Source organism: Candidatus Nanopelagicales bacterium (assembly GCA_041393815.1).
GTDB lineage: Bacteria > Actinomycetota > Actinomycetes > S36-B12 > JAWKJK01 > JAWKJK01.
The window spans coordinates 564,157-577,341 of the sequence record JAWKJK010000002.1; the positions used below are offsets into that span (position 1 = coordinate 564,157).

The window sequence follows — 13,185 nt, forward strand, 5'->3', positions numbered from 1 at the left end:
CCCTCTCCCCGAAGGTGTTCCGCCGTGTCCAAGCCTGTCGTCCTGATCGCCGAAGAGCTCTCCCCGGCCACCGTCGAGGCGCTCGGCCCCGACTTCGAGATCCGCCACTGCGACGGCGCCGACCGCGCCTCGCTGCTCCCGGCGATCGCCGACGTCGACGCAGTGCTGGTCCGCTCGGCCACCCAGATCGACGCCGAGGCGCTCGCCGCCGCGAAGCGGCTGAAGGTGGTCGCTCGGGCCGGGGTCGGCCTGGACAACGTGGACGTCAAGGCCGCGACGCAGGCCGGCGTGATGGTGGTCAACGCGCCCACCTCCAACATCATCAGCGCCGCGGAGCTCGCGGTCGCGCTGCTGCTGGCCAGCGCGCGCAACATCGTGCCGGCCAACCAGGCCCTCAAGCAGGGCGAGTGGAAGCGGTCGAAGTACTCCGGTGTGGAGCTGTCCGACAAGGTCGTGGGCGTCGTCGGGCTGGGGCGGATCGGCGTCCTGGTGGCCCAGCGGCTGTCCGCGTTCGGGGTGCGCCTGATCGCGTACGACCCCTACGTCCAGCCGGCCCGGGCCGCGCAGATCGGCGTGCGCATGGTCACCCTTGAGGAGCTCCTGCAGGAGAGCGACTTCATCACCGTGCACCTGCCCAAGACCCCGGAGACGATCGGCCTCATCGGCGCGGAGCAGCTGAAGCTGGTCAAGCCGACGGTGCACATCGTCAACGCCGCCCGTGGCGGGATCGTCGACGAGGCGGCGCTGTTCACCGCGATGACGGAGGGCCGCATCGCCGGCGCCGGGCTCGACGTCTACGCCAAGGAGCCGTGCACGGACTCCCCGCTGTTCGCCCTCGACACGGTGGTGGCCACGCCGCACCTGGGCGCCAGCACCGACGAGGCGCAGGAGAAGGCCGGTATCGCCGTCGCCCGGTCGGTCCGGCTGGCGCTGGCGGGCGAGCTGGTGCCGGACGCGGTCAACGTGCAGGGCGGCGTCCTGGACGAGGTGCTCAAGCCGCTGGTCCCGCTGGCCGAGCGACTCGGCCGGATCGCCAGCAGCCTGGCGGAGACGGCGGCCGTACGCATCGACGTGGAGGTGCGCGGGGAGTCCGCGGACCTCGACGTCCGGGTGCTGGAGCTGTCGGCGCTCAAGGGTGTCTTCCAGGTGCTGGTCGACGACCCGGTGTCGTTCGTCAACGCCCCGGTGCTGGCGCACGAGCGCGGCGTCGAGGTGTGCCTGTCCACCGACCGGGAGAGCACCGACCACAAGTCGCTGGTGCGCGTGCGCCTCACGTTGACGGACGGGTCCACGGTGTCCGTCGGCGGCACGGTCACCGGTCCTCGGGATCAGCAGAAGCTGGTGGAGGTCGACGAGTTCGACGTCGACGTCCCGCTCAGCGAGCACATGGCGCTGTTCCGCTACCACGACCGCCCCGGCGTCGTGGGTGTCGTGGGCCGCATCCTCGGTGATGCCGGCATCAACATCGGCGGCATGCAGGTCGGCCGCGACCTGGTCGGCGGACACGCACTCATCGTGCTCACGGTGGACTCGGCCATCCCGGCCGAGACGCTGGACCGGATCCGCGACGAGGTGGGTGCCCACTCCGCCCGCGCCGTCGACCTGGACTGACCCGTCTCCCTGGCACCGCCGGGATCGGGCCACCGACGTTGTGGTGCCGGGTGCGCGAGCTACAGCTCGCGCAACCGGCACCACTGGGCCGGGGTGGCATGCTCCCGGGATGCGCCTGCTGATCCTCGGGGGGACCCGGTTCGCCGGACCGGCCGTGGCGGCCGAGGCCGTGGCCCGCGGCTGGGACGTCACGGTCGCCCACCGGGGGCGCAGCGGACCCACTCCCGCGGGTGCGCGGCACGTCGCTGTGGACCGTACCCGTCCCGCGGACCTGGAGCGGCTGGCGGACGGGTCGTACGACCTGGTCGTCGACACCTGGTCCGGGGCACCCGCCGTCGCCCGTGCCACGGCCGCCGTCCTCGCGCCAGTGACCGGTCGGTGGGCGTACGTGTCCAGCCGCTCGGTGTACGCGCCGCCGCCCGCCCGCGGCGCCGACGAGAGCGCCCCCCTGGTCGACGCCGACCCGGACGCGGGGCAGACCGACTATCCGGCGGACAAGCGCGGGGCGGAGCTGGCGCTGGAGCGCGAGCTCGGCGCGGACCGGGTCGTGAGCCTGCGCTGCGGCCTGGTGCTCGGACCGGGGGAGGACGTCGGGCGGCTGCCCTGGTGGCTGCGCCGTGTCGCGCGCGGGGGCGACGTGCTCGCACCCGCCCCGCCGGACCTGGGCGTGCAGTACGTCGACGTGCGCGACCTCGCCCGGTTCGCCTGCGACGTCCTGGCGGACGGACGCTCCGGCCCCGTCGACGTCGTCCGGCCGGCCGGTGACGTCACCCTCGGCGACGTGCTGGGCGCCTGCGTCCGGGTCACCGGGGGCCGGGCGCGCCTGGTGTGGGTGGATCCCCACCGGCTGGTGGCCGCCGGAGTGGCCCCCTGGACCGACCTGCCGCTGTGGATCCCGTGGAACGACCCCTGGTACGGGCTGCTGGACTCCGACGAGTCGCGGGCGCGGTCCTGGGGGCTGCGCTCGCGGCCGGCCGACGACACCGTCGCGGCCACCTGGGACTGGGTCCGCCGGGTCGACGCCGACGGCAGTGCGCCCCCGCCCCGGTCACCCGTCGGGCTGGACCCGGACCGCGAGGCCCGGCTGCTGGCCGACCTGGCCCCCCGCTAGACGCGTGTGGTGCCGGTTGTGCGCGCGCCAGCGCGCACAACCGGCACCACACGCACGAGGACTAGGCGGTGCGCAGGGCGGGCCGGGTGGCCCGGTTGACGGCGCTCACCACGGCCTTGAGCGAGGACGTCGTGATCGACGGGTCGATCCCCACGCCCCACAGCACCCGGCCGCCGACCGCGCACTCCAGGTACGACGCTGCCGTCGCGTCGCCGCCGGCCGACATGGCGTGCTCGGCGTAGTCGAGGACGCGTACGTCGATCCCGTAGTCCTGCAGCGCCACGCAGAAGGCAGCGATCGGGCCGTTCCCGGTGCCGCTGAGCGCGACCTCGGTGTCCTCCACCCGGTCGCGGAGCACCACGTCGACCGTGGTGTCGCCGTCGACGTCGGAGTCCTGCTTCACCGACACCAGCCGGAACCGACCCCAGGTGTGTTGCGGGGTCGGGAGGTACTCGTCGGCGAACACCTGCCACATCTGCTCGGGGGTGACCTCGCCGCCTTCGTGGTCGGTGTGCTGCTGCACCACCTGGGAGAACTCGATCTGCAGCCGGCGCGGCAGCTCCAGCCGGTGCTCGGTGCGCATGATGTACGCGACGCCGCCCTTGCCCGACTGCGAGTTGACCCGGATCACGGCCTCGTAGGTGCGCCCCACGTCCTTGGGATCGATCGGCAGGTACGGGACCTCCCAGCGGAAGTCGTCCACCTCGACGCCGGCCTCGTCGGCCTCGTCCGCCAGCGCGCGCAGGCCCTTGTTGATCGCGTCCTGGTGCGAGCCGGAGAACGCGGTGTAGACCAGGTCGCCGCCGTAGGGGTGCCGCTCGTTGACCGGCAGCTGGTTGCAGTACTCCACGGTGCGGCGGATCTCGTCGATGTCGCTGAAGTCGATCTGCGGGTCGATGCCCTGGCTGAACAGGTTCATGCCCAGCGTGACCAGGCAGACGTTGCCGGTCCGCTCGCCGTTGCCGAACAGGCAGCCCTCGATCCGGTCCGCACCGGCCAGGTAGCCCAGCTCCGCCGCGGCCACGGCCGTCCCGCGGTCGTTGTGGGGGTGCAGGGACAGCACCACGGAGTCGCGGTGGTGCAGGTGCCGGTTCATCCACTCGATCTGGTCGGCGTACACGTTCGGCGTGGCCATCTCGACGGTGGCCGGCAGGTTGAGGATCACCTTGCGGTCCGGCGTCGGCTGCCACACGTCGGTGACCGCGTTGCACACCTCGACGGCGTACTCCAGCTCGGTGCCGGTGAACGACTCGGGGGAGTACTCGAAGAAGACCTCGGTGTCACCGGCCATCTGCTCGGCGTACTTCTTCACCAGCTGCGCGCCGTGGACGGCGATGTCCTTGATGCCGTCGCGGTCCAGGCCGAACACCACACGCCGCTGCAGCGTCGACGTGGAGTTGTAGAGGTGCACGATCGCCTGCTTGGCGCCCGCGATCGCCTCGTACGTCCGCTCGATCAGGTGCTCGCGCGACTGGGTCAGCACCTGGATGACCACGTCGTCCGGGATCGCGTCCTGCTCGATCAGCTCGCGGACGAAGTCGAAGTCGGTCTGCGAGGCCGACGGGAACCCGACCTCGATCTCCTTGTAGCCCATCCGGACGAGCAGGTCGAACATCCGCCGCTTCCGGGCGGGCGTCATGGGGTCGATGAGCGCCTGGTTGCCGTCCCGCAGGTCCACCGCGCACCAGCGCGGCGCCTGGGTGATGGTCCTCGACGGCCAGGTGCGGTCGGGCAGGTCGATGGGGGTGAACGCCCGGTAGCGCTGCCACGGCATCGGCGAGGGCTGCTGGGCGTTGCGTACGTCGTACGTGCTGGTCACGGCTGTCTCCTGCGAGTGATCGTCGAGGGGGACGACCGGCGCGCGCGAATCCCCGCGACGAGGAGGCCGGTCGGTCAGCGGGCCCCGTCGCGGCCGCTAAGGAGCAGGCCGGCGTACGACATGACCAGGCGAGGGTAGCAGGCGACCGCGGGAACGCCACCCCCGCGACGGCGGGCCACCGGAACCGGCCCCCGCGGTCAGCGCAGGACCGTCACGGTCACCTTGAGCGCGACCGCACCCCCGAGCGCGGCCGTGCGGGCGCCGGTGAGCGTGCCGGCCCCGGTGGCTCCGGCGTAGCCGCCGCTGCCGCCGATCACGGCGACCGACCCCGTGAAGCGGGTCGCGCCGGTCGGCACGGCCACCGCGGCGCCGCCGACGGACAGCCCCAGCCGGGTTCCGTCGGACCGGGTGATGGTCAGCTGCCCGGTGAACGGTCCGGACCCGTCGGTGTAGTCGACCAGGGCCAGGAACACCACCCTCGCCTTCCGCCCGGCCCAGGTCGTGGATCCGACCAGGCGGTTCGACCCGTACACGTGGCCGCCCGGCAGGGTCGTGAGCTCGGTGCCCGTGCTCGACACCGTCATCCGGAACGTCAGGGTCGTCGCGCGGGCCTCGGCCGCGGTGGCCGGCTGCGCGACGGCGGGGGCGAGCAGGGCGGTGACGGCTAGGACGAGGGCGGCGAGGGCCGGGCGACGGGTCATGGCCGGCGATCATGCCGTCCCCGCGGCGCCCCGTCGAGGACCGCTCGATGTCCATCATCCGGACGTTCCGTCCGGTCAGCGAGACACAGCGCTAGGCTCCGGCGGCATGACGCGCACCCTCCGGCTGGCGGTGATCCCCGGCGACGGCATCGGCACCGAGGTCGTCGCGGAGGGCCTGAAGGTGCTCGACGCCGTCGGCTCGCGGCACGGCCTGGCGTTCGAGCGGACCGAGTACGACCTCGGTGCCCGGCGCTACAACGCCACTGGGGAGACGCTCCCGGACAGCGTCGTGGAGGAGCTGCGCGGGCACGACGCGATCCTGCTCGGCGCGATCGGTGACCCCAGCGTCCCGCCGGGAGTCCTGGAGCGCGGAGTCCTGCTCCCGCTGCGCTTCCTGCTCGACCACCACGTCAACCTGCGCCCGGTCCGGCTGTTCCCCGGCGTCAGCGGCCCGCTGGCGGGGAAGGGGCCGGAGGACATCGACTTCGTGGTGTGCCGTGAGGGCACCGAGGGTCCGTACGCCGGTGCCGGCGGCTTCCTGCGCCGTGGCACCGCGCACGAGGTGGCGACCGAGGAGAGCCTCAACACCGCGTACGGCGTCGAGCGGATCGTGCGGGACGCGTTCGAGCGCGCCACCCGTCGACGCAACAAGCTCACGCTGGTCCACAAGACCAACGTCCTGGTGCATGCGGGCAGCCTGTGGCAGCGCACGTTCGACCGGGTGGCGGCGGAGTACCCCGGGGTGCAGACCGACTACCTGCACGTCGATGCCGCGTCGATGTTCTTCCTCACCCAGCCCGAGCGATTCGACGTCGTCGTGACCGACAACCTGTTCGGCGACATCCTCACCGACCTCGGCGCGGCGATCGCTGGCGGCATCGGGCTGGCGGCCAGCGGCAACCTCGACCCCAGCCGCACGAACCCCAGCATGTTCGAGCCGGTCCACGGGTCGGCCCCCGACATCGCCGGCCAGGGGAAGGCGGACCCGACCGCCACCGTGCTCTCGGTCGCGATGATGCTGGACCACCTCGGCGCGTCCGAGGCCGCGGCCGAGGTCGAGCGGGCCGTCTCCGACGACCTGGCGACCCGTGGCGACGCCGGCCGATCGACCGCCCAGGTCGGCGACGCGCTGGCGGCGCGAGTATCCGGCTGACGCCCGCACCCAGCCGTCAGCCCGCCGTCCCGCCGACCGGGACCCGCCCGAAGGGGTAACGTCCGACCATGTCCTCGACCACCTCCGATTCCGTCGACGCGCCCGCGACCCCGTCCGCGGCCGCTCCGGACCAGGGCACCGCCCTGTGGCCGATCTCCCTGCACCCGTCCGACCACCGCCGCAGCGCCGCCGATCGCGACGCGATCCTCGACAACCCGGGCTTCGGCCGGCACTTCACCGACCACATGGTGCGCGCCCGCTGGAGCGAGGACCGGGGCTGGCACGACGCGGAACTGGTGCCGTACGGCCCGATCACGCTCGACCCGGCCACCAACTCGCTGCACTACGGCCAGTCCATCTTCGAGGGGCTGAAGGCCTACCGGCACGCCGACGGCTCGATCAAGACGTTCCGGCCGTTCGCCAACGCCGGCCGGATGAAGCGGTCGGCGCGCAGGCTCGCGATGCCCGAGCCGCCGGTGGAGCTGTTCCTCGGCTCGATCGAGGCGCTGGTGCGCGCCGACCGCGACTGGGTCCCGCCCGGTCCGGAGAAGTCGCTCTACCTGCGCCCGTTCATGTACTCCACCGAGGTGGGGCTGGGCGTGCGTCCGGCCAACGCGTACGACTTCCTGCTGATCGCCTCGCCCGCCGGGGCGTACTTCCCCCGCGGCGTCCAGCCGGTCAGCGTGTGGCTGTCCGACGACTACGTCCGTGCCGCTCCCGGCGGCACCGGTGAGGCCAAGTGCGCGGGCAACTACGCCGCCTCCCTCGTCGCCCAGGCCGAGGCCATCGCGCACGGCTGCGACCAGGTGGTCTGGCTCGACGCGGTGGAGCGCCGCTGGGTCGAGGAGATGGGCGGGATGAACCTGTACTTCGTGTACGGGACCGGCGACTCGGTGCGGCTGGTCACGCCCCAGCTCACCGGCACGCTGCTGCCGGGCATCACCCGCGAGTCGCTGCTGGTGGTCGCCGAAGAGCTCGGCCTGCGTGCCGAGGAGGGTCGCATCAGCGTCGACGACTGGCGTGCGGGCAACGAGTCCGGCGAGATCAGCGAGGTCTTCGCCTGCGGCACCGCCGCGGTCATCACGCCGGTCGGCGAGGTGAAGTCGCGCACGTCGGGCGCCTGGACCGTGGGCAGCGGCTCGCCGGGCCCGGTGACGATGCGGCTGCGGCAGGCGCTGCTGGACATCCAGACCGGGGCCGCGCCGGACCGGCACGGCTGGCTGCACGGAATCTGCTGAGGCGCTGCTTGTGACGTCAGCCCCGGGGGCCGCCGCGCTCCCGGGGCTGTGCCACACTGTCCCCGTGACGTCCCACGTCATCATCATTCGCTAGCGCGTCGACACGCACCGCGTCGACGCGCTGACCCCCTACGCCAGACGGCGAGGGGGTTTTTCGTTGGAGAAGGACGACCGGCATGACCCGCCCCTCGGACGAGTTCCACGTCTACGACACGACCCTGCGCGACGGCGCCCAGCGCGAGGGAATCTCGTACTCGGTCAACGACAAGCTCGCCGTGGCGCGGCTGCTGGACGACTACGGAGTCGCCTTCATCGAGGGCGGCTGGCCCGGGGCGCTGCCCAAGGACACCGAGTTCTTCCAGCGTGCACGGACCGAACTCGACCTGGTCAACGCCGAGCTGGTCGCGTTCGGGTCGACGCGGAAGGCCGGGGTACGGGTCCAGGACGACGGCCAGGTGCGCGCGCTGCTGGAGAGCCAGGCTCCCGTCGTCACGCTGGTCGCCAAGTCCGACGTCCGCCATGTCGCGGAGGCCCTGCGCACGACCAACGAGGAGAACCTGGCCATGGTCACCGACACGGTGGCCTACCTGGTGGGCGAGGGCCGGAGGGTGTTCGTCGACCTCGAGCACTTCTTCGACGGCTACCGGCACGACCCGGACTACGGCGTACGGCTGCTCGTCGCGGCCGCGGAGGCGGGCGCCGACGTCGGCGTACTGTGCGACACCAACGGGGGCATGCTCCCCGGCGGGATCCACCGGGTGGTGTCGGACGTGCTGGCGCGCAGCGGGGTGCGGCTGGGCATCCACTGCCAGGACGACACCGGCTGCGCGGTGGCCAACTCCGTGGCTGCGGTCGAGGCCGGTGCCACCCACGTGCAGTGCACCGCCAACGGCTACGGCGAGCGCACCGGCAACGCAGACCTGTTCGTCGTCGTGCCCAACCTCGAGCTCAAGCTGGGCATGAAGGTGCTGCCGCCGGGTCGGCTGCGGGAGACCGTGCGGGTCTCCCACGCCATCGCCGAGATCGCCAACCTGCCGCCGGACACTCACCAGCCGTACGCCGGGGTCTCGTCCTTCGCGCACAAGGCCGGTCTGCACGCCAGCGCGCTGCGGGTCAACGCGGACCTGTACAACCACTGCGACGCGGAGGAGGTCGGCAACGACATGCGCGTCCTGGTCACCGAGATGGCCGGGCGCGCGTCGGTGGAGCTGAAGGGCCGCGAGCTGGGCTACGACCTGAGCGGCGACCCCGAGGTGCTCGGCCGGGTCGTCGACCGGGTCAAGGACCTGGAGTCGCGCGGGTGGACGTTCGAGGCGGCCGACGCGTCGTTCGAGCTGCTGATGCGCGACGAGATGCGGGGGGAGCGGCGGCGGCACTTCACCGTCGAGTCCTGGCGCACGATCGTCGAGCAGCGCGTCGACGGCCAGGTCGTCAGCGAGGCCACGGTCAAGGTGCGCGCCGCCGGCGAGCGGATCATCTCCACCGCGGAGGGCAACGGCCCCGTCAACGCCCTGGACAACGCGCTGCGCGGCGCGGTCGTGCAGATCTTCCCCGAGCTGGAGAAGCTGAAGCTGGCCGACTACAAGGTCCGCATCCTCGACGGCGTCCAGGGCACGGGGGCGGTCACCCGGGTGCTCATCGACACCACCGACGGGGACAGCGACTGGACCACCGTCGGGGTGCACGAGAACGTGATCGCGGCCTCGTGGACCGCGGTGGAGGACGCGGTCGCGTACGGCCTGCTCCGGGCCGGCCGCGAGGCCGGCTGACCCGGCCTACTCCGGGATCTCCTCCCACCACTGGCACCACCACTCGCCGCCCACCAGGATGCGCAGCTTGGGGTGCCAGCAGTAGGCGACGTCCTTGTCGGCGTCGAGGTAGTAGAGGCAGTTCAGGCACTTCTCGTCCTGGTACGGCCGGCCGCGCAGGATCGCGTCCTCCGCGAGGTGGCCGAGCTTCGCGGCGAGCTCCTCGTCGATCGGCTGGGGCTCCGGCGCCTTTATGACCTCGTCGTACAGGTTGTCGCTCATGTCCCGCAGCCTGTCACCGCCGCGGTCCCCGTCGCCATCCGGGAGGCGGCCGGGGCCGGGATAGGGTCTGCGCCGTGCGCATCGCCCGGTACTCCCACGGTGAGGACGTGTCGTTCGGGGTCGTCGAGGGCTTGGACGAGGCGGGGGTGCCCGGTCCCGACGCCGCCGTCGCGCAGGTCGACTCCCACCCGTTCGGGCCGGTGACCCTGACCGGCGTCCGGCACCGGCTGTCCGACGTACGCCTGCTCGCCCCGGTCCTCCCCAGCAAGGTGGTCGCGGTCGCGAAGAACTACGCCGCGCACGCGGAGGAGATGGGCACGGAGGTCCCGGGCGAGCCGATGATCTTCCTCAAGCCCAGCACCTCGGTGATCGGTCCCGGTGCGGCCATCGCGCTTCCGCCGCAGTCGGACCGGGTGGAGCACGAGGCCGAGCTCGCCGTCGTGATCGGCCGGATGTGCCGCGAGGTGCCGCTGGACCGGGTCGGCGACGTGGTCCTGGGGTTCACCTGCGCCAACGACGTCACGGCGCGCGACCTGCAGGCCCGCGACGGGCAGTGGGGCCGGGCGAAGGGCTTCGACACGTTCTGCCCGCTGGGACCGTGGATCGACACCGACGTCGACCCCGAGGACCTGCGGGTCACCTGCACCGTCGACGGTGCCGAGCGGCAGTCCGGGTCGACCGCGCTGATGGTGCGCGACGTCGCCGAGCTGGTCTCCTGGATCAGCGACGTCATGACCCTGCTGCCCGGCGACGTGATCCTCACCGGCACCCCCGCCGGGGTCGGGCCGCTGACCGCCGGCGAGCTGGTCTCGGTCACCATCGACGGCATCGGCACACTCACGAACCAGGTGGTCACGCGTGACTGACACGCCCGAGGGCCCGGACGTCCGGGTCCGCTTCTGCCCGTCCCCGACCGGCAACCCGCACGTCGGGATGCTGCGCACGGCGCTGTTCAACTGGGCGTTCGCCCGGCACAACGGCGGCACGTTCGTCTTCCGGATCGAGGACACCGACTCCGCGCGCGACACCGAGGAGTCGTACGAGGCGCTGGTGCGGGCCCTGCGCTGGCTGGGTCTGGACTGGGACGAGGGTCCGGAGGTGGGCGGCCCGTACGGGCCCTACCGGCAGTCGCAGCGCCTGGACATCTACGCCGACGTCGTCGCGAGGCTGCGCGAGGCCGGGTACGCCTACCCCTGCTACTGCAGCCCCGAGGAGCTGGAGGAGCGTCGCGAGCGGGCCCGCGCCGAGGGGCGCACGCCCGGCTACGACGGGCACTGCCGCGAGCTGACCGGCGAGGAGCGTGCCGCGCTGGAGGCGGAGGGGCGGGCGCCGGCCATCCGCTTCCGGATGCCGGACCGCGACTCGTCCTGGGACGACCTGGTCCGCGGGCCGCTGTCGTTCGGGCGCGAGCACGTGCCGGACTACGTGATCGTGCGGGCCAACGGCGAGCCGCTGTACACGCTGGTCAACCCGGTCGACGACGCGCTGATGCGCATCACCCACGTGCTGCGCGGCGAGGACCTGCTGTCGTCCACCCCGCGGCAGCTGGCGATGTACGACGCGCTCGCGGCGATCGGCGTCGGCGACGGGGGGACGCCCCGGTTCGGGCACCTGCCGTACGTGATGGGGGAGGGCAACCGCAAGCTGTCCAAGCGCGACCCCGAGTCCAGCCTGGCGATGTACCTCGACATCGGCTACCTGCCGGAGGGTCTGGTCAACTACCTGGCCCTGCTCGGCTGGTCGATCGGGGAGGACCGGGAGTTCTTCTCGCTGCAGGAGATGGCGGCGGCCTTCGAGATCTCCCGGGTCAACCCGAACCCGGCCCGCTTCGACCTGAAGAAGTGCACCGCGATCAACGCGGACTGGGTCCGCGCGATCACACCGGACGACCTGGCGGACCGGCTGGTGCCGTTCCTGCGCGGAGCGGGGCTGCTCGGCGATCCGGTGACGCCGGAGCAGCGCGCCACACTGGCCGCGGCGGTGCCGCTCGTCCAGGAGCGGATGGAGGTGCTCTCCCAGGGCGTGGGCATGCTGGCCTTCCTGTTCGTCGACGAGGAGCTCTTCAGCGTCGACCCCGGTGATGCGGCCGCAGTGCTGGGGGAGTCCGCGCAGCCGGCCCTGCAGGCCGCTCACGCGGCGCTGTCCGGACTCCCCGACTGGACCGCGGCCGACATCGAGACGGCTCTTCGCTCGGCCCTGGTCGAAGGGCTGGGGCTGAAGCCCAAGCTGGCGTTCGGCCCGGTCCGGGTCGCGGTCACCGGTCGCCGGGTCTCGCCCCCGCTGTTCGAGTCGCTGGAGATCCTCGGCCGGGACGCGACGCTGCGGCGGATCTGGGACGCCACCCGGCAGCCGTGAGTTTGGGGCTGCTCGCACCTGCTGGCTATACTCGCCCGGTCGCCGTCCGCGAGGGCGGAGACCCCTTGGGGTATGGGGTAATTGGCAGCCCGACGGATTCTGGCTCCGTTAGTCTAGGTTCGAGTCCTGGTACCCCAGCTGGGTCGTGACCCTCCGGCGCAGCCGGTGGAGCACGACCTCGTCGGTCCCACCGACACGCACGGCCCCGTTGTGTAGCGGCCTAGCACGCCGCCCTCTCAAGGCGGTAGCGCGGGTTCGAATCCCGTCGGGGCTACGCGGATGACGAAGGGCCCCGCACCTCACCGAGGTGCGGGGCCCTTCGTCATCCCCGCAGCCCCTGTGGTGCCGGTTGCGTGAGCTGTAGCTCACGCAACCGGCACCACAAGCGGTGGGCGGTGGGCGGTGGGCGGTGGGCGCGGGTCAGGACGGGCGGCGGAGGGCGTCGGTGAGCCGCTGGGCGGCGGCCAGCACGGCGGGGGCGTGCAGCCGGCCGGGGGCCCGCCCGAGCCGCTCGATCGGCCCGGACACCGACACCGCGGCCACGACCCGGCCCTGGGGGCCGCGCACCGGAGCCGACACCGAGGCGACGCCCGCCTCCCGCTCGGCGACGCTCTGCGCCCAGCCGCGTCGACGCACCCCTGCGAGCGTGGTCGCGGTGAACGAGGCGCCCTGCAGGCCCAGGTGCATCCGCTCCGGCTCCTCCCAGGCCAGCAGCACCTGCGCCGCGGAGCCCGCGTGCATCGACAGCACCGCGCCGACCGGGACGGTGTCGCGCAGCCCGGACAGCTTCTCCGCGGCGGCGACGCAGATGCGCTGGTCGCCCTGGCGGCGGTACAGCTGGGCGCTCTCCCCGGTGGCGTCACGCAGGGCCGCGAGGACCGGTCCGGCAGCGACCAGCAGTCGGTCCTGGCCCGCCGCGGTGGCCAGTTCGGCCAGCCTCGGGCCGAGCACGAACCGCCCGCCGAGGTCGCGCGAGACCAGCCGGTGGTGCTCCAGCGCGGTGGCCAGCCGGTGCGCGGTCGGCCGGGCCAGCCCGGTGGCGGTGACCAGACCGCCCAGCGAGAGCGGGCCCGCTTCCAGCGCCGACAGCACGAGCGCACACTTGTCCAGGACGCCGACACCGCTAGACTTGTCCATGTACTGATACTGATGTCTCGAATCGTGAGA

Annotated in this window: 11 protein-coding genes and 2 tRNA genes; 9 read left to right on the forward strand and 4 right to left on the reverse strand. The window is 72.7% G+C overall.

Annotated features, from left to right (window positions below; translation table 11 throughout):
* The first annotated feature begins 24 nt into the window (after positions 1-24).
* Entirely contained in the window at positions 25-1,611 is a 1,587-nt protein-coding gene (serA, locus tag R2737_08080; protein ID MEZ5116212.1) for a phosphoglycerate dehydrogenase, read from the forward strand.
* 109 nt (positions 1,612-1,720) lie between these two features.
* Positions 1,721-2,722, forward strand: a complete 1,002-nt coding sequence (locus tag R2737_08085) for an NAD-dependent epimerase/dehydratase family protein (protein MEZ5116213.1) — start codon at positions 1,721-1,723, stop codon at positions 2,720-2,722.
* 61 nt (positions 2,723-2,783) lie between these two features.
* Here the strand turns inward: R2737_08085 and leuA are convergent, their stop codons facing one another.
* Positions 2,784-4,541 (reverse strand): 2-isopropylmalate synthase, encoded by a 1,758-nt coding sequence (leuA, locus tag R2737_08090; GenBank protein MEZ5116214.1) that lies wholly within the window; start codon positions 4,539-4,541, stop codon positions 2,784-2,786.
* Between the two features lie 197 nt (positions 4,542-4,738).
* Positions 4,739-5,242, reverse strand: coding sequence for a hypothetical protein (locus tag R2737_08095; GenBank protein MEZ5116215.1), 504 nt, complete (start codon positions 5,240-5,242; stop codon positions 4,739-4,741).
* A 106-nt stretch (positions 5,243-5,348) separates the two neighbouring features.
* Here R2737_08095 and R2737_08100 point away from each other — a divergent pair, with 106 nt between their 5' ends.
* From R2737_08100 to cimA, 3 genes are all read left to right on the forward strand, one after another.
* Complete coding sequence (locus R2737_08100) at positions 5,349-6,395, forward strand: 3-isopropylmalate dehydrogenase (protein MEZ5116216.1); 1,047 nt, start codon at positions 5,349-5,351, stop codon at positions 6,393-6,395.
* Between the two features lie 68 nt (positions 6,396-6,463).
* Positions 6,464-7,633, forward strand: coding sequence for a branched-chain amino acid aminotransferase (locus R2737_08105; protein ID MEZ5116217.1), 1,170 nt, complete (start codon positions 6,464-6,466; stop codon positions 7,631-7,633).
* Between the two features lie 176 nt (positions 7,634-7,809).
* Entirely contained in the window at positions 7,810-9,402 is a 1,593-nt protein-coding gene (gene cimA, locus R2737_08110) for a citramalate synthase (protein MEZ5116218.1), read from the forward strand.
* Positions 9,403-9,408: 6 nt separating this feature from the next.
* Here the strand turns inward: cimA and R2737_08115 are convergent, their stop codons facing one another.
* Positions 9,409-9,663: a hypothetical protein gene (locus tag R2737_08115; protein ID MEZ5116219.1), complete on the reverse strand. Its 255-nt coding sequence runs from the start codon at positions 9,661-9,663 to the stop codon at positions 9,409-9,411.
* A 74-nt stretch (positions 9,664-9,737) separates the two neighbouring features.
* On the opposite strand from R2737_08115, the gene R2737_08120 reads away from it, so the two are divergent.
* The 4 genes from R2737_08120 to R2737_08135 all read left to right on the forward strand — a co-directional run bounded on the left by R2737_08120 (position 9,738) and on the right by R2737_08135 (position 12,292).
* Positions 9,738-10,529 (forward strand): fumarylacetoacetate hydrolase family protein, encoded by a 792-nt coding sequence (locus R2737_08120; protein ID MEZ5116220.1) that lies wholly within the window; start codon positions 9,738-9,740, stop codon positions 10,527-10,529.
* The gene (gene gltX, locus R2737_08125) at positions 10,522-12,018 is read left to right on the forward strand and encodes a glutamate--tRNA ligase (protein MEZ5116221.1); all 1,497 of its coding nucleotides are present in this window, start codon (positions 10,522-10,524) and stop codon (positions 12,016-12,018) included. The genes R2737_08120 and gltX overlap by 8 nt, the downstream gene beginning before the upstream one ends.
* Before the next feature lie 66 nt (positions 12,019-12,084).
* Positions 12,085-12,156, forward strand: a tRNA-Gln gene (locus tag R2737_08130).
* Positions 12,157-12,219: 63 nt separating this feature from the next.
* Positions 12,220-12,292: transfer RNA gene (locus tag R2737_08135), tRNA-Glu, on the forward strand.
* Positions 12,293-12,438: 146 nt separating this feature from the next.
* On the opposite strand, the gene R2737_08140 is transcribed toward R2737_08135, so the two are convergent.
* Positions 12,439-13,155, reverse strand: a complete 717-nt coding sequence (locus tag R2737_08140) for an IclR family transcriptional regulator (GenBank protein ID MEZ5116222.1) — start codon at positions 13,153-13,155, stop codon at positions 12,439-12,441.
* Positions 13,156-13,185: the final 30 nt, after the last annotated feature.